This window comes from Colwellia sp. BRX8-7 (assembly GCF_014077275.1).
Taxonomy (GTDB): domain Bacteria; phylum Pseudomonadota; class Gammaproteobacteria; order Enterobacterales; family Alteromonadaceae; genus Colwellia_A.
Genome location: NZ_JACGVP010000006.1, coordinates 12,833 through 29,277 on the forward strand (window position 1 = coordinate 12,833; position 16,445 = coordinate 29,277).

Consider the following 16,445-nt stretch of genomic DNA (forward strand, 5'->3'; position numbering starts at 1 on the left):
GAATGCGCCTGTACCGTTAGGTACAATGAGTTGAGTTAAATTTACAGGTTAATATTGTGATAAAAGGTAAAAGAAGATCCTTCGATGAGACTACCGCATTAAATGCTGCGATGAATGTTTTTTGGCAAAAAGGTTATGTTGGCGCATCACTCACCGATTTAACAAAAGAGATGGGGATTAACAAGCCAAGTATGTACAGTGCTTTTGGTAACAAAGAAGCCTTATTTGTTAAAGCCACACAGTGCTATATTGATACTAAAATGAAACCTCATATGGCGTTATTATTTGCACCTGATATTTCCCTAAAAAATCGTTTGAAAAATCATATGATGTCAATTGTAACTATGCAGTGTAGCGATGAGCAAGCAAAAGGATGCTACTTAGTTTTATGTCAATCAGAACTGGTCAGTGGTGATATTCCTGAGCAAGCAAAATTGATACTCAAAGATGCTGAAGTGATTCCTAAACAATTATATGTCGATTTTTTTAATCAAGACTTAGAGGCTATCGCTTTAGGGCTAAATAAAAATGCCGACGCAAACAGTTTAAGCGTATATACGCTTTTAAAAGGCACTGCCTCTATGGCTCGTTCTGGCGTAGCTAAATCACAACTAGAATATACTGTAGATAGTATGCTTAAAGGTATCGGCGTTAACTAAAGATATCACTCTTTTTAAAAACGAAATATCAAGGCTATACACAACCAACAATAATGCGTTATTTACCATTATTTGTCTGGGCATTTAAAGTTTTACCTTCCCCCAATAAGGCACGACAAGACTTTCAGTTCACTTTTAATTACCCTTTCGTTAATCAGAATACATAAACACGTTGTTTACTCTTTAACATGGCCTAAACCTCTAGACCTTTAAATAGATAAAATTTATTTCATTAATTACGATTGACTTTAATATACCGATCGGTACAATACAAAAATCAAGACATACCGATCGGTACATATTTTAAATAAGCACCATAGACGTGAAGTACTTATTCACCGTGAATTTTTAATCTGATCAATAAAATTAAATTAATGATAAGGAAAGTAAAATGACAACTTTAACAATACATACGATTGAATCTGCTCCACAAGCAAGTAAGACACTTTTAGAAGGCTCAGTTAAAGCTTTTGGCATGTTACCAAATTTACATGGTGTACTCGCTAGCTCACCACAACTTCTTGAAGCATATCAAAAACTTCATGAGCTATTTACAAATACCTCATTTGATGCAGAAGAATTAACTGTTGTTTGGCAAACAATAAATGTTGAGCACGGCTGTAATTACTGTGTACCAGCACACACGGCTATTGCTCATTCAATGAAAGTTGATGCTGCAATTACTGAGGCTTTGCGTAATCAATCACCAATGCCAAACGCGAAGTTACAAGCACTTCAAGATATGACCTTGATTATTGTTCGTAATCGCGGACACGTTAGTGATACAGAATTAGCCAGTTTTAAAGAAGCTGGGTATGGCGAACAGCAAATATTAGAAATAATATTAGGCCTGTCTCAAAAAGTGATCAGTAACTATACCAATCACATTGCGAGTACGCCAACAGACGCACCATTCAAAGAATTTGCATGGCAGAAAAATGCATAAGTAGCGCTAGGGGGAATAGCTAAGTTAATTATCCTACTGACCATTCCCCAAATAAATGCTAAATACATTAATAACGTGCTAATAATATCGATTTATTAGCACTTTTATTGGTTGTTTTTTTGACAAGTTTTTAGTTTATTTTGCTCAATTTTATCGTTTTGTAATACTTGTTTCAAATCTTCGCTACGTTGTTTAACCGCTACCCCATAACTTTTATCATCACCCCATTTATCAGCCAAAATTGTCATTGACTCAGTGTCATGTTCGGCAAAAATTTCTCCTGCTCTAGCGGATTCAACCGGATCGTTGCCAAGTAACACCAATGCTTCAATACCAAAATTAACGGCAGAGTCAAAAGTTTCTCGTTTAAGACTTGTTACCCCAAGCTGCATAATTTGATAAGCGTGTCGTCGGTCAACAGCGCGTGCCAGAATTTTTAAATGTGGATAGTGCTTATGAGCCAGTTTAATAATATCTAATGTTTTATCGGGCTCGTCTACAGCAATAACCAGCATTTTTGCATCTTGGGCCCCTGCAGCTTCTAATAAATCTTGTCGAGCGGCATCACCATAAAAAACTTTATTACCAAAACGTCTGAGTAAGTCTATTTGGCTGGCACTGTGATCAAGAATCGACAAATGATAGCCTTGAGCCGTTAATAAACGTCCTATAATTTGGCCAAAACGTCCATAACCAGCAATAATGACATTTTTTGTGGGTTCGAGGTCTTTTATCGCATCAAATTCAGGTGTGGCAGAAGTTTTTCTCGCCAATGCCTTCTCATATAGAATCAATAATAATGGTGCACAAAGCATTGATATAGCAACGATAAGTGTAATTAACTTAGTCTGTTCTGGTGTGGTAATAAGTAGATTAGTTGTTAATGAAAGTAAAACAAACGCAAATTCACCTCCTTGTGCTAAAGCTAAAGTGAACAGTATCTTTTGACTGCCTTTCATCTTAAAAAAATGTGCCAACACAAAAAGAACCAGTGCTTTAATCGTTATAAGGGCTAATACCGTTAGCGTAACAAAGGTAATTTTATCAAAAAGAAGAGGAAAGTCTATCGAAGCACCTACGGTTATAAAGAATAAACCAAGCAATAATCCTTTAAAGGGTTCAATATCAGCCTCTAATTCATGCCTAAACTCGCTTTCAGCTAGTACAACACCCGCTAAGAATGTACCTAACGCAGGAGACAAACCTATTTTTTCCATAATCAGTGCAATGGCAATAACTAATAGTAATGCCGCAATGGTAAAAATTTCACGTAACCTTGTTTCAGCAATGTAACGAAATAATGGCGATGAGATGTATTTGCCCGCTAAAATAATGGCTGCAATAACTGCAAGAGAAATCCCCACTTGACCGTAAACGGGTAAGTGAGCAATCAAACTATGGCCAGAAGACTTTGCTGCACTTAAGTCTTGAAAGGCAAGGAGTGGTAATATCGCAAGAATAGGGATTACCGCAATATCTTGGAACAGGAGTACCGAAAAAGCATTTTGCCCCGCGTCTTGCTTGATCCAACCCTTCTCTGTCAATGTCTGCAAAACAATCGCCGTTGAAGACAATGCCAACATCAACCCTATTGCTAACGATGTTTGCCAAGGCAAACTGAATAGATAAAAACAAAGTGCAAAAATAAGCGTGGTTGTTGCTATAACTTGTAAGCCGCCTAGGCCTAGAATAGAGTGACGCAATTTCCATAGTCTGGCCGGTTGTAATTCTAGGCCAACTAAAAATAGCATCATCACAACACCAAACTCTGCAAAATGCATAACACTGGTTTGATCGCCAACCAAGCCGAGTAAGTTAGGGCTAATTAAAATTCCCGCTAACAGATAACCTAAAACAGAACCTAAGCCGAGTCTCTTTGCCACTGGCACTGCAACAAGTGCTGCAACTAAGTATATAACCGCTATTTCTAACATCTTTACATGTACTCCTTTCACTAGGGCGTTATTGAATAGTTAAAGTTGAGGATTAGTCGCCTAAGTTATACGTATTTTATCAATATTTTAAAGCTGATGCGATAGTCTAGTACAGAGTTATAGGCGAGAAGTAAAATTGTCACTTGAAGTTTAATGATGACGATAACAGCACTAATAGTGTAAATAACGATTGTATGACATCACCATAGTAACTTATCCCTCAGTCTCGACTGGAGAGACTAAAGTTGCCCGCTTATCAAAAAAAACACTGCATTATGTGAAGGAATTCAAGCGTCAATATGCAAATATGATCATATATATACCGTTAGCAACGTTATTAGACAATGTTGCTCGGCATATATTGGTTTACTTCATGGTGAAGCTCTTGTATCGCACTAACAGTAACATTTAGTTTTACTGCTAATGTTGTTTTTGATAGTGCTCAGATAAAATAAGTAATGAGCGATGATAATTAATTTTAGCGATACTTTAAAAAGTTAATGTATTGAAAAAGTGGCCTATGCTTTTATTTTTCTGTTTTATTAGCAAGAAAATCACTACTTGGTTACTAAAATTAATTAAGTTTGTTCAACCAGTAACTAATTTTCTCTTCCAACAGTTTAGGGTTTATCGGTTTAGAAATATAATCATTCATACCCGATGCTAAGCATTTTTCTTTATCACCCTTCATAGTATTTGCCGTCATTGCAATAATAGGGATAGTCGAGAACAAGACACTATCCATATTATTTCTTATATGTTCAGTGGCTTGATAGCCATCCATTTCTGGCATTTGGCAATCCATTAAAATAAGATCATAAGGATGTTCTGGATCTTTCTTCTCTAAGATATCAATTGCATTTACACCATTGACTGCAATATCAATAGAATAATCAAACTTTCTTAATATACCTAAAGCGACTTGTTGGTTAATTCGGTTGTCTTCAACTAACAATATTTTTGCTTTAGTGGTCTGACTTTTATTGTCTAACATATTACTTCCAAGGCTAGCTGAAACGCCAGCCGTATTTTTTAATATCTGTCTCTTGTTAAGCGTAACATCTAAGATATTAAGTAACTCATCAATGACCACAGGTTTTAATAAATAATCTGAAGTTCCTGACGTTGATGACAAAGGACCTTTAACAATCTGATCCATTGAAGTTAACATCACTATTTTAAGCTTATCAAGTGACTTAATTTTTCTAATCTCAGCGCTTAACTCACTACCTGACATGCTCGGCATTTGCATATCAATAATAGCCATAGCAAAATAATGGCTATCGTATTGCTTCAATATAGCCAATGCCTTACTACCACTGTCAGCTTGAATAACTTCAGCCCCCAAAAGACCCAATTGTTTGCTAAGCACGGCAAGATGAGTAAGATTATCATCAGTAACTAAAATGTTAATTCCATTTAAATGAGTACCTAACTGAGTTTGCACTTCTTCTGTGCTAGGTTTTAATTGGATATTAAAACTAAATTCGCTGCCTTGACCCAAGACACTACTAACAGTAATGCCTCCCCCCATTAATTCACATAATTGCTTTACAATAGACAAGCCTAAACCTGTGCCACCATACTCTCGTGTTGTCGATACATCGACTTGGGTAAACACATCAAAAAGTATTGAACATTTATCCGCTGGTATACCTATTCCTGTATCTATGACACTGATATGTAGTTTTATATCTCCATTGTCATTTAAAACTGTCTTTGCTTTAATAACAATTTCACCCGTGGGGGTAAACTTTATTGCATTGCCAACTAAGTTAGTAATGATTTGTCTTAATCTACCAGGATCACCGATGACCATTTGATGACCAACATCGGTGACATCAAGAATAATTTCTAATTTTTTATCTTTGCTATTCATCGATAAAGACTGAACCAAATCGCCTAAATTTCTTAAAAGGTCAAAAGTAATCAATTCAACTTCAAGTTTACCTGCTTCTATTTTTGAAAAATCTAGAATGTCGTTTAGGATATGAAGCAAGGTATCGGCACTTGAATGTGCTAGTCGAGTAAAATGAGCTTGTTCTTGACTTTGCTTGGTCGTTGATAATAAATTTAGCATGCCTAAAACACCGTTCATTGGCGTTCTAATTTCATGACTCATATTAGCCAAAAATTGTGACTTAGTCCGATTGGCTAATTCAGCTTTTAATTGTTGTTTCTTATTTTCATCGGCTAAACTTTTCAGCATCAATTCTTTTTTTACTGAACTAGACACATCTTGGATCAGAATTTCACATAAGCGTTCATTCGGGGAAGTATTGATGCTTTTAATCGATATTTGCTGCTGTATACGGTAATCGTTATCACCAACATGGCTTTTATGAAATAACGCCAAAGGTTTAGGATTAAAAGTATTAGAGAGTTTAGTGGGCAATCCTAACGTTAATGCTTCATTGCATGCATCACTTAAGCGGGAATAGTTAAACCCCTCTAGAATATCACCAAGTTTACAACCAAAACCTTTATCATCGACTATAACAGAGTGATCTTTTATCCACTGATTATAAAAAACTACCTGATGGTTTTCATCAATAATGATAATACCAAGAGAAAGATCATTCACAGAACTAAACAATATATCTTTTGTTAAATTATTCATAGCAGAGCTAAGCTTCACTTTTGTTAGTAATGCCAAAAACAAATTTTCGCACAGATTCTTGAAAAATCTCTAACGAGGTAATATCCATAATAAAAGAGATAAAACCTTCAATATTATCATCGGGTAAAGAGAACTTAACTTTTATATATAATGACCAATCATTTTCGCTGCTATACACATAAACTTTATTAATATCCCCTTGTATAAACTCTGGCATTTCAATTTTTATTGAGGATTTAAGAAAGTTAATAACCGTTCCAAAACAAGCATTTAAAATAACATTGCCTATTTCTACTAAAGAATCTTGCTCAAGATCAGACAAAGCCTCGGGTGGAAACTTATTACCAAGTAAAGTACTAACTAATTGCAAACCACTTTCTTTGCTAAACATAAGTAATGCTTGGCCTTTAAAGTCACCTTCAAATCGTTGAATTACAGCACTGATTTCTGTATCACTAGCAAACTTCAATTTAGATTTGGCTATTTTGTTAGAGACGATTTCGACTTTTGGGATAGTTAAATCAACCGGTTGAGATACCATTTTATTCAGGGAGTTGGCCGCTCTACCAATACCGATGTTAAATATTTCGGTGAGGGCATCAATTTCAAGTGGAGATAAATTATCCTTCATATGCTTCCCTAACTATTTAAAAAATGGCTAATGAGTTCTTCGGTAATCGGTTTAATTAAAAAAACAACACCTGCTTGCTCAGCCTGTTGTTTTATTTCATCTTGGATATTTGCGGTTAACAAAGCGCGCTTAGGAATTGAAATTAGCTTATCTAATGCAAAGATTAATTCAATACCTGTCATACCAGGCATATTATAATCAAAAATCGCAATATCAATTTTACTTTCCGCCGTTAATTGGCTCAAGCACTGCTCTCCACCTCCAGCTTCAATGATGTCGACTCCAGGTATATAAGATTTAACAATTTCTTTAAGCATCATTCGAGAAACAATACTATCGTCGACAATTAATACAACTTTACTCATTTAAATACCCAATTATTTTTAATAACCTGTCTCATAAAAGCATATAAACGAATGGGGTTATTTGCAAGCTAATATATTGAAATATAATTAGTAATTTGAGCAAGGTATAAAAAGAAGCTGTGACTTTCAAAACATAGGCTTTAATGGGAGTGTTTTGGTTAGAGCCAAGGAGCCTAAAGGGAACGTTAAAAGCATGTAAGTCGACGTTAAAAATGTGGGGTGCGATTAAATACACTTCTGTAATGCCGGTAACATAAGTTTTGGCTAGATGATAAATATTCGTGTTATCAAAGTTTATACTTGGCATATAACTTTCAATAAAATTAACCTGATGTAAAAATATAAATCCGTCGCAAAAATGAGTAGCAACTAGTAACGTCTGTTTATGTTTTCTTACATGGGCGAGAATATTAATCATTACCGCTTCTTCTTTGCCTCGATCTAGTCCTTTGGTTGGCTTGTTTAAAATCAGCACATTTTATGGACGTAACAACAAGGGTGCAATCTGTAATCGTTGTGCTTGGCCAACTAATAATCCTACACTTTTAGAGCCTAGCCAAGTATTAATAACAAACGATAAGCTATCAATAAATGAAGTTAGCTTCACTAATTGACATACCTCAAGCATTTCTTGGTAGCTAGCATCATGTTTTGCTGGCTTTATAGTTTTTTTTGTAGATGTTAGCAGCTAAGAGCCCTATTCCGCCTACAAGGATACCTTTAACTGAAATAGGTAAGCCTCTTGTTAGCCAGAGGCTAAAGTAAAATATCCAACATTATTATCACATTCGATATTTTACTAAAAAGTACGTATAGAGTAACTATAAGCACAGAAGAGATTAACTTCTCGGACGTATAAATGGCATATGTCTATTTACATCTTTATATAATAAATATCTAAATGGACCTGGGCCACCGGCATAGCAAGATTGTGGACAAAAAGCACGTAACCACATAAAGTCACCCGCCTCTACTTCAACCCATTCACCGTTTAAATGATAAACAGCTTTACCTTCTAAAACATATAATCCATGTTCCATCACATGTGTTTCGTCAAAAGGGATCACGCCGCCTGGCTCAAAAGTTACAATGTTTACATGCATATCATGGCGCATATCTGATTGCTCAGTAAATCTTGTGGTTTTCCATACACCACCGGTATTAGGCATTTCAATAGCTTCAACTTCATGGTCACTGGTTACAAAAGCTTCTGGTGCATCTATGCCTTCAACGACTTGATAAGCTTTGCGGATCCAATGGAACTTTACATTTTCTAAACTATTATTTTTAAGTGTCCATTGAGCACCTGCAGGCAAATAAGCATACCCGCCTGATGTCATATGGTGATTTGTCCCTTCGATAGTAACATCCATTTCACCTTCAACAATAAAGAGTACACCTTCAGCATTTTCATCAAGTTCTGGTTTTTCAGAGCCGCCGTTTGGTGTTACTTCTACTATGTATTGAGAAAAAGTTTCTGAAAAGCCACTCAATGGACGAGCCAGCACCCACATCCTCATATTATTCCAAAAGGGTAAATAACTGATAACAATATCGGTTAACACACCTTTAGGAATAATTGCGTAAGCTTCGGTAAAAATAGCGCGATCAGAGATCAATTGTGTTTGTGGTGGTAATCCACCTGTAGGCGCATAATATGTACTTTTATTTGACATTTTCGTTTTTCCTTGTTGTTTGGGCTTCATTAAATTCTTTCCTGTAAGCATGAAGTAAAGGCTCGGTATAACCATTGGGCTGTGTTTTCCCTTTAAAGACAAGATCTAATGCTGCTTGAAAAGCTAAACTACTTGCAAAGTTAGCAGACATTGGCTGATATAAAGGGTCATGGGCATTTTGTTGATCAACAATAACCGCCATTTTTTCTAAGGAAGACCTCACTTCAGACTCAGATAAGATACCGTGTGCTAGCCAGTTACAAATGTGCTGACTAGAAATTCTTAATGTCGCTCTATCTTCCATTAAGCCAACATTGTTAATGTCGGGGACTTTTGAAGCGCCCATGCCTAAATCAACCCAACGAACTACGTAACCCAATAGACCTTGGGCATTGTTATTAAGCTCTTTTTCAATCGTCTCTTTACCCAATTGCTCAGGTTTTTTTAATAAGGGTACTGTTAATATATCATTTAAACGAGCACGAGATCTTTGCGCAACCCTACTCTGTACCTCAAATACATTCACTTGATGGTAATGTATAGCATGTAAGGTAGCCGCGGTTGGTGATGGAACCCATGCCGTATTAGCACCTGATAAAGGATGAGCAATTTTCATTTTCATCATATTAGCCATTTCATCAGGAATAGCCCACATGCCTTTACCAATTTGTGCTTTACCGGAAAAACCGCAGGCTAAACCTATATCTACATTCCTATCTTCGTAGGCTTTAATCCAGGGTTGTGCTTTCATATCACCTTTTAACACCATGGGACCTAGTAGCATACTGGTATGTATTTCATCGCCCGTTCTATCTAAAAAACCAGTATTAATAAATACAACGCGATTTTTTACGGCTCTAATACACTCTTTCAGGTTGACTGTTGTGCGACGTTCTTCGTCCATTACCCCAATTTTAATGGTATATCTGACAAGATTTAAACCATCTTCAACAGCATTAAAGAGTTTGTTAGCAAAAGCCACTTCATCAGGACCATGCATTTTAGGCTTAACAACATAGACACTACCCTTTCTTGAGTTACGGTGAATACTATTTTTTTGTAAATCGTGTAAGGCTATTAAGGTGCTTATCATGGCGTCCATGATGCCCTCTTGAATTTCGAAGCCCTCTTGATCGAGTATTGCAGCGTTAGTCATTAAGTGGCCAACATTTCGACAGAATAATAAACTGCGTCCTGGCAAATTCAAGTTGCCACCGTTAAGGTCCTGATAAATTTTATCAGCTTTTAATACTCGCTGAGTTATTTTACCGGCTTTATCAATAGTTTCACTTAAGTCACCTTTCATTAGCCCTAACCAATTACGATAAACATGAATTTTTTCTTTGGCGTCTACTGCAACTACCGAATCTTCAAAGTCTTGTATTGTGGTTAATGCTGATTCTAAAGTAATATCTTTTATATCTGCGGCGTCTGTTTTACCAATAGCTGAGCTTGCATCTATTTCTATCGCCACACGTAAATCATGATGGTTAAGTAAAACTGAGCTGAGCTTATTCTTATCCCCCTGAAAGCCAATAAATTGTTCAGTATTTTTTAATAGTGAAGTACGACCATCAACTAAAGTGACTAAAAGCTTTTTATTGTCAATAGTATAAGCACATGACTGATGATGTGAGCCATTGACTAATGGAAAGTGATCATCTAAAAATTCACGGCCGTAAGCGACTACTTTTGCTGCTCTAATAGGATTATGCGTTGCTTTTTTCTCAGCGCCATCTTCATCACTAATGACATCAGTTCCATAAAGGGCATCGTATAAACTTCCCCAGCGAGCATTAGCGGCATTTAATGCAAATCTAGCGTTGGCGGCGGGAACAACAAGTTGTGGTCCAGCTTGTGAGCTTACTTCACTATCTACGTTGTTTGTGGTGATAAGAAAGTCATCACCTTCAGGGCTTAAATAGCCTATATCAAAAAGAAATTGTTTATATTCCTCAATATCAAAATTATCTTGATGCGCGAGATTCCAATCATCAAGTTGTTCCTGAAATTGAGTGCGTTTTACTAATAAGGCTCTATTCTCAGGCCCTAATTGATGAGTGATTGTTGATAAGGATTTCCAAAAATTATCAGCAGAGATGTTTAAGCCAAGTAAAACCTCTTCTTCTATGAATTTTACTAAATCAATATCTACTTTTAGCAAGTTTTTCTGTTGATATATTGTCATTTCCTTAACCACTTATTCCTTAATTATACTTTGATTGTTATGTTAATTATCTGTTGAGGTCTGCGCTGATAAGCGTCTTTATCTAAAGCTGCAATGCTGATGAATGTATACAAATTCACAACACCTGTCAATAAAGACAAGGGATTGTATACACAATTGTTGACAACTTACCTTTGAGTCAACTCTATTAACATCAAACAATATTTATGCTTAATAAAACACCTTAACAATCATCTCAAGATCACCTGAAATTTACCGAAAAGTTGACCTATAAAGCGAGTAATGTGTATAAAAAATCTAGAATAATCGTCCGTTTACTAACAGTGATAATCAATACTGACGGATGAACAAACGAGTGATTACTTGACGACACCAAGATTGAAGCTGGAGAATACGTTATCATGATCCATGTAGCAGACTACTTTTCAAATAAAGGTGAGCAACAAGATAAACCACCATTTTTAAATCGTATTCCAACTCATCTTGGCATTTTGACGCTAGCGCAAATTATTATGTACCGTTAGCGCGAGTATGTTGGTAAGTTATTTTATGGGAGCAGGTATTTTGGGTGCGTTAACCATGCCTTTTTTAGCGGTTAGAAGAACAGAATATCGTGGTTTTATTGCTAGTGTAATCTTTGTTTCAACTTACTTCTTTTGAGGGGGGCATTGTAATATTTTTACCCTATGCTCAATCTGTTAACAACAACACCAGTCAAACCTCTTAAATTAAGGCTCTTGGTGTTGTTGCAGTATCACTAGGTACTTGCTAATACTTATTCTGCTTTATGGTTTGCTAATCGTTTGTCATTGCAATAATTTTAGCTGCTTACTACTTATTCTGCTTTATGGTTTGCTAATTGTTTGTTATTGCAATAATTTTAGCTACTTACTACTTATTCTGCTTTATGGTTTGCTAACCAGTGCTCTGCAATATCTTGTCTCCTACACACCCAGACATCATTATATTTTCCAATATAATCTAAGAACTTAACCAAACTTGCAAAACGACCTGGTCGGCCAATAATGCGGCAATGCAAACCAATAGACATCATTTTTGGCGCATCAGCCCCTTCAGCATACAAAGTATCAAAAGTATCTTTTAAGTAACAATAAAACTGTTCACCTGAATTAAAACCTTGCGGACTAGCAAAACGCATATCATTGGCATCTAAACTATAAGGGACAATTAAATGTGGCTTTTCTTTACCTTTTACATAATAAGGTAAATCATCAGCATAACTATCAGCATCGTATAAAAAAGAGCCTTCTTCCATTACCAACTGTCGAGTATTTTCACTCATGCGGCCAAGATACCAACCTTTAGGTTTTTGTCCTGTCATTTCTTTGTGAATAGCTATCGCTTTTTTTAAATGTTCACGCTCGGTTTCAATCGGTACATTTTGATAGTCTATCCACCTGTATCCATGACTCGCAATTTCCCAATCTGCTTTTAACATCGCTTCAACTGCTTCAGGATTACGTTGCATCGCCATCGCGACACCAAAAACAGTTACAGGTAAGCCTCGCTGAGAAAATAAACGATGTAATCGCCAAAAACCTGCACGGCTGCCATATTCATAAAAAGACTCCATGTTCATATGTCGTTCGTTAACAAACGGTTGTGCGCCAATGATTTCTGATAGAAAAGTTTCCGAGGCATTATCACCATGTAAAATGCAATTCTCGGCTCCTTCTTCATAGTTGATCACAAATTGCACCGCCACTTTTGCCTTATTTGGCCAAGTAACCTTAGGTGCATGCTCTCCGTATCCTTTCATGTCTCGAGGGTAGTTATTCATATCTATTTTACTCATGCTAATGTCAACTCAATAGTTTCGTTTTCTAAAGTAAGTTCATTACAATGTTTGCCAGCACCGCCCCTATCAAAGACGACAAAAGTCGGTCTTTTTCTGAAATTAAGGGTATGTGCCAAATTCCTGCATGAAAATTAAAGTTTTGTTGTTCATGGGTTACAAAAACTTGTAAATTTGCACTAGAAACAGAATTACCTGCCACTTTTATTATCTTAGAGGTAACTTTTTAGAGGCGATAGCTAGGAGCAAACTCGAGATGTGTACCACCTGTTGAATTTGCATCACTGACATTGGCTACATCGGCAAAAAATAGCTATCATCCCACGTAAAGCCTGTTGCATTTGCAATAGTGAACGTTGCTTCATTGCCATCAGTGCTTCGTTTATTATGTCCTGTGCCATATAAGCCTGCTACTTTAAATGTACTAAAAGTAGCAGCTTGTGTGGTAGCCGAACTCAAACCAAGAAATAGAAAAGATGCAGCACTAATAACTGTGGTTATCATGTTCATTTATCTTCTCGGTTTTTGTTTTGTTGTAACTTTTTATTCCGTGATTATTTAGTTGTATAAAGTAAAGGTTACATTACTCTTTTGTTGTTTGACGTTGTTGATACCACAGTGCAATTAACTTCCGCTCTGAGTCGGTAATTTTGGTTAAGTTACCTATAGGCATAGCTTTAAGGACTACGGCTTGCTGATAAATTTGAGTAGCTTGCGCTTTAATTTGTTCAGGTGTGTCATAAATAAAGCCTTTAGGCGCAGCGGCAAAACCAGCTTGTGTAGGTTTGTCTGCATGACAAGATGAACAACGCTGTTTAATAATGGCTTGAACTTGAGAGAATTCTACTGGTGAGGCTGTTGAATCAGTGTTCGTCACGATTGACTTAGGCGCCATAGCCCAGATAACGACGACCATAATAACTACAGCAGTAACTAACGCTCCTGTTAGTGGTTTTCCTGGCGTGTGACGCGAAACAAAGAACACCCGTATTAAGGCACCTGCCATAGAAATACCCATTAATATTAACCAGTTATACTCATGGTTATAGGTCATGGCATAGTGGTTACTTATCATCACAAAGACAACAGGTAAGGTAAAGTAAGTGTTATGAACAGAACGCTGTTTGCCTGCTATTCCCGGGGCGGCGTCAACTTTCTCGCCTGCGATGAGCCTTTCGACCATTTTCTTTTGGCCAGGAATAATAACAAAGAATACGCTAGCTGCCATAATAGTACCTAACATGGCACCAAATGTCATAAAAGCGCCACGACCACTAAATATGTGTGTTAATGCATAAGCGGCGGCAGAGACAAGTGCAAAAATCACAACACCTAAAACTAAATCGTTTTTAGCTAAAGCAGATTTACATAAGAAATCGTAAATAATGTAGCCACCAAACATAAAGCCTAAGCTAATTGCAATGGCTGTGCTTTGCGATATATCAGCAACACTTGTATCAATAAGGTAAATATCAGCGCCATACCAGTAGACAATAGCCATCAAAAAGAAACCACTGATCCACGTTGTATATGCTTCCCATTTAGACCAATGAAGATTATCGTCTAAAGGTTGGTTTTTGGGACCCAACATGTATTTTTGCGAATGATAAAAACCACCACCGTGTACCGCCCATAACTCACCAAAAACACCATTTTGGGTGTCTGCAGGATTTTTAGGTGTATGTAATGAATTATCTAGCATAACAAAATAAAATGATGCGCCGATCCAAGCTATGCCGGTAATGATATGAAAACTTCGCACTAAAAAATTTAATACATCGAACAAATACGCTTCCAAATTTCTGACCCTTCTAAAGAATTTATATTGCATTTATAGCGCGGCTTAATTTGCCAACTTAACTATAGCTTAAGGCTTGTGTTGTGTAATTTACATTCATTACTAAACATCAACTTAGCATATGAAACAAAAACAACATTGTCAACAATCTTGTTTACAATTAACCATCAGTACAAACAAGTATTTTTGCCCATAAACTAAAGCCAAAAAATTCCAATGACTTTATGTTTTTAAAAATATAGGTGATTTTTCTACAGGAAGGGATTGAAATTATAAGAGTTATATCTATTGTTAGCGCTTCTCAACAAGCTGCATACCACAACCTTTTAATATGATATGTTTTATCGTTCTTTTAGCATCATCAAAGTCGCTATTGGTCAGCGGCCTATCTAAAGCAGCTTCAATCTCAACTGAAAAATTAGCATAATGTTGAGTTGCCCCCCAAATAGTAAGCTGATATTTGCTCATCTAACTTACCTTGCACTTGCCATGATTGAATGATGTTAGCTTTGTCAGTGATCCACTGTTTAAAATCTGTTTTCAAATATTGACTTAAATAAGGCGCGCCATGCAGTAACTCACTAGCAAAAATAATTGAAGGAGTAGGATTAGTTCTTGAATACTCTATTTTCGCATCTATGTAGCTTGCAATTGCTTTTGCTGGGTCATCATTGGGCTTTATATCAGCAAAAGCTTGATTCCATAAATTGATAATATTAGTTAACACCGCACCATAAAGCGCGAGTTTATTCGTGAAATAATAATGAATGTTACTTCTGGGTAACATTGCCGTTTCAGCAATACGCGCAATGGACGCACCATTAAAGCCATATTTCTTAAATTCTTGTTCAGCAGCTTTTATTATTTTATTTTTGTTTAATAACCTAGCTTTTTGTTGTGTATTGACTAAATCATCATCAGAAATTTTTATTATTGCCATATTTTAATCAAAGACCTAACCGTTAACGCATTAACGTTTTTTAAATATATCAACTAAATCGCTAGTAAATTCTTTTTCATCTAAATTTAAACGCGTCTCAATACTATGAATATGTTGATACATAAGTGCTGTAGCTTTTTCAACCTGACCTTTTTCCATTACGTCGATAAGCTCGAAGTGTTCAAAATGCGAGCATTTAGGCGCATCAGGGTTTTCATACAGTACAATCACTAAAGAGGTTTGCGGTATTAAGGTTGTCAGAATGCGCTCAAGCGTGGTGTTTTTTGATATCTTCGCCAGCATCAAATGGAAGTCGCCACCGAGTTGAATACCTTCAACCATATGTTCACGTTTGATATTATTTTCTTCTGATTTAACTATTTTTTTCAATAAGTCGAAGTCACTATGCGTTGCATGCTTAATGACATCTTTAACAATCTCTACTTCAATTAATTTTCGAGCTTCAAGAATATCTTTACCTTGTTTAACGGTCGGACTTGCGATAAATGCCCCTTTGTTCGGTTGAATTTCAATAATATGGTCTTGAGAAAGTCGCAGTAAAGCACTACGAATCGTTGTACGACCCACATTAAATATTTTTGATAAATTTTCTTCAGTCAGCCGAGTACCAGGGCGTAAACGAAACGATAATATTGCATCAAAAATTTCTTGGTATATTTCTTTATCGCTAATTTTTTTAATTTTTTCGTCAGACTTCAACTTAACTTTCATCACAATCCTAAATACAAATTGACCACTTGGTACTAATTCTCTTAGATTATAGTATATAGAGTTTTATGTTAACTAGTCATTGAACTTCATTACAATCAATAACCTTATCGTTTATTTTCTCATCATCACTCAAATTATAC

Annotated in this window: 15 protein-coding genes and 1 pseudogene; 3 read left to right on the forward strand and 13 right to left on the reverse strand. The window is 36.2% G+C overall.

All coding sequences use genetic code 11. From position 1 onward, the window contains the following. Positions 1-56 precede the first annotated feature (56 nt). On the forward strand, positions 57-659 hold the full coding sequence (locus H4J57_RS07305) for a TetR/AcrR family transcriptional regulator (protein ID WP_182222598.1): 603 nt from the start codon (positions 57-59) through the stop codon (positions 657-659). 391 nt (positions 660-1,050) lie between these two features. Further along, on the forward strand, positions 1,051-1,605 hold the full coding sequence (locus H4J57_RS07310; protein ID WP_182216257.1) for a carboxymuconolactone decarboxylase family protein: 555 nt from the start codon (positions 1,051-1,053) through the stop codon (positions 1,603-1,605). 104 nt (positions 1,606-1,709) lie between these two features. Here the strand turns inward: H4J57_RS07310 and H4J57_RS07315 are convergent, their stop codons facing one another. The 7 genes from H4J57_RS07315 to H4J57_RS07340 form a co-directional block, all read right to left on the reverse strand. Continuing rightward, positions 1,710-3,539: a monovalent cation:proton antiporter-2 (CPA2) family protein gene (locus H4J57_RS07315; protein WP_182242392.1), complete on the reverse strand. Its 1,830-nt coding sequence runs from the start codon at positions 3,537-3,539 to the stop codon at positions 1,710-1,712. Positions 3,540-4,113: 574 nt separating this feature from the next. Then, complete coding sequence (locus H4J57_RS07320; RefSeq protein WP_182222596.1) at positions 4,114-6,159, reverse strand: response regulator; 2,046 nt, start codon at positions 6,157-6,159, stop codon at positions 4,114-4,116. Positions 6,160-6,166: 7 nt separating this feature from the next. Continuing rightward, complete coding sequence (locus tag H4J57_RS07325) at positions 6,167-6,790, reverse strand: chemotaxis protein CheX (protein ID WP_182222595.1); 624 nt, start codon at positions 6,788-6,790, stop codon at positions 6,167-6,169. 8 nt (positions 6,791-6,798) lie between these two features. After that, positions 6,799-7,155 (reverse strand): response regulator, encoded by a 357-nt coding sequence (locus H4J57_RS07330; RefSeq protein ID WP_070373777.1) that lies wholly within the window; start codon positions 7,153-7,155, stop codon positions 6,799-6,801. A 478-nt stretch (positions 7,156-7,633) separates the two neighbouring features. Continuing rightward, the gene (locus H4J57_RS19990; protein WP_259366418.1) at positions 7,634-7,762 is read right to left on the reverse strand and encodes a hypothetical protein; all 129 of its coding nucleotides are present in this window, start codon (positions 7,760-7,762) and stop codon (positions 7,634-7,636) included. A 232-nt stretch (positions 7,763-7,994) separates the two neighbouring features. Next, positions 7,995-8,831 carry a bifunctional allantoicase/(S)-ureidoglycine aminohydrolase gene (locus H4J57_RS07335; protein WP_182216246.1) on the reverse strand — a complete coding sequence of 279 codons (837 nt, stop codon included), beginning with the start codon at positions 8,829-8,831 and terminating at the stop codon, positions 7,995-7,997. Next, complete coding sequence (locus H4J57_RS07340; RefSeq protein WP_182242393.1) at positions 8,821-11,019, reverse strand: malate synthase G; 2,199 nt, start codon at positions 11,017-11,019, stop codon at positions 8,821-8,823. Before H4J57_RS07340 ends, H4J57_RS07335 begins: the two co-directional genes overlap by 11 nt. 401 nt (positions 11,020-11,420) lie before the next feature. Between H4J57_RS07340 and H4J57_RS19995 the strand changes: the two genes are divergently transcribed. Continuing rightward, positions 11,421-11,543 (forward strand): hypothetical protein, encoded by a 123-nt coding sequence (locus tag H4J57_RS19995; RefSeq protein ID WP_259366819.1) that lies wholly within the window; start codon positions 11,421-11,423, stop codon positions 11,541-11,543. Positions 11,544-11,914: 371 nt separating this feature from the next. Here the strand turns inward: H4J57_RS19995 and puuE are convergent, their stop codons facing one another. From puuE to H4J57_RS07370, 6 genes and pseudogenes are all read right to left on the reverse strand, one after another. After that, positions 11,915-12,835, reverse strand: a complete 921-nt coding sequence (gene puuE / locus H4J57_RS07345; RefSeq protein ID WP_404842411.1) for an allantoinase PuuE — start codon at positions 12,833-12,835, stop codon at positions 11,915-11,917. Positions 12,836-12,863: 28 nt separating this feature from the next. Then, complete coding sequence (locus H4J57_RS07350; RefSeq protein ID WP_182242394.1) at positions 12,864-13,037, reverse strand: ureidoglycolate lyase; 174 nt, start codon at positions 13,035-13,037, stop codon at positions 12,864-12,866. A gap of 92 nt (positions 13,038-13,129) precedes the next feature. Beyond that, positions 13,130-13,345 carry a hypothetical protein gene (locus H4J57_RS07355; RefSeq protein WP_182242395.1) on the reverse strand — a complete coding sequence of 72 codons (216 nt, stop codon included), beginning with the start codon at positions 13,343-13,345 and terminating at the stop codon, positions 13,130-13,132. Between the two features lie 73 nt (positions 13,346-13,418). Beyond that, complete coding sequence (locus H4J57_RS07360; RefSeq protein WP_259366820.1) at positions 13,419-14,621, reverse strand: urate hydroxylase PuuD; 1,203 nt, start codon at positions 14,619-14,621, stop codon at positions 13,419-13,421. Positions 14,622-14,924: 303 nt separating this feature from the next. Next, positions 14,925-15,573, reverse strand: a pseudogene (locus H4J57_RS07365) (TetR/AcrR family transcriptional regulator). Positions 15,574-15,603: 30 nt separating this feature from the next. Beyond that, positions 15,604-16,305 (reverse strand): GntR family transcriptional regulator, encoded by a 702-nt coding sequence (locus H4J57_RS07370; RefSeq protein WP_182242397.1) that lies wholly within the window; start codon positions 16,303-16,305, stop codon positions 15,604-15,606. Positions 16,306-16,445: the final 140 nt, after the last annotated feature.

Bases quoted from the DNA above. Each gene is read 5' to 3' on its own strand.
- H4J57_RS07310 (WP_182216257.1), top strand. From the start codon at position 1,051: ATGACAACTTTAACAATACATACGATTGAATCTGCTCCACAAGCAAGT.
- H4J57_RS07315 (WP_182242392.1), bottom strand. From the start codon at position 3,539: ATGTTAGAAATAGCGGTTATATACTTAGTTGCAGCACTTGTTGCAGTG.
- H4J57_RS07320 (WP_182222596.1), bottom strand. From the start codon at position 6,159: ATGAATAATTTAACAAAAGATATATTGTTTAGTTCTGTGAATGATCTT.
- H4J57_RS07325 (WP_182222595.1), bottom strand. From the start codon at position 6,790: ATGAAGGATAATTTATCTCCACTTGAAATTGATGCCCTCACCGAAATA.
- H4J57_RS07330 (WP_070373777.1), bottom strand. From the start codon at position 7,155: ATGAGTAAAGTTGTATTAATTGTCGACGATAGTATTGTTTCTCGAATG.
- H4J57_RS07335 (WP_182216246.1), bottom strand. From the start codon at position 8,831: ATGTCAAATAAAAGTACATATTATGCGCCTACAGGTGGATTACCACCA.
- H4J57_RS07340 (WP_182242393.1), bottom strand. From the start codon at position 11,019: ATGACAATATATCAACAGAAAAACTTGCTAAAAGTAGATATTGATTTA.
- H4J57_RS19995 (WP_259366819.1), top strand. From the start codon at position 11,421: ATGATCCATGTAGCAGACTACTTTTCAAATAAAGGTGAGCAACAAGAT.
- puuE (WP_404842411.1), bottom strand. From the start codon at position 12,835: ATGAGTAAAATAGATATGAATAACTACCCTCGAGACATGAAAGGATAC.
- H4J57_RS07355 (WP_182242395.1), bottom strand. From the start codon at position 13,345: ATGAACATGATAACCACAGTTATTAGTGCTGCATCTTTTCTATTTCTT.
- H4J57_RS07370 (WP_182242397.1), bottom strand. From the start codon at position 16,305: ATGAAAGTTAAGTTGAAGTCTGACGAAAAAATTAAAAAAATTAGCGAT.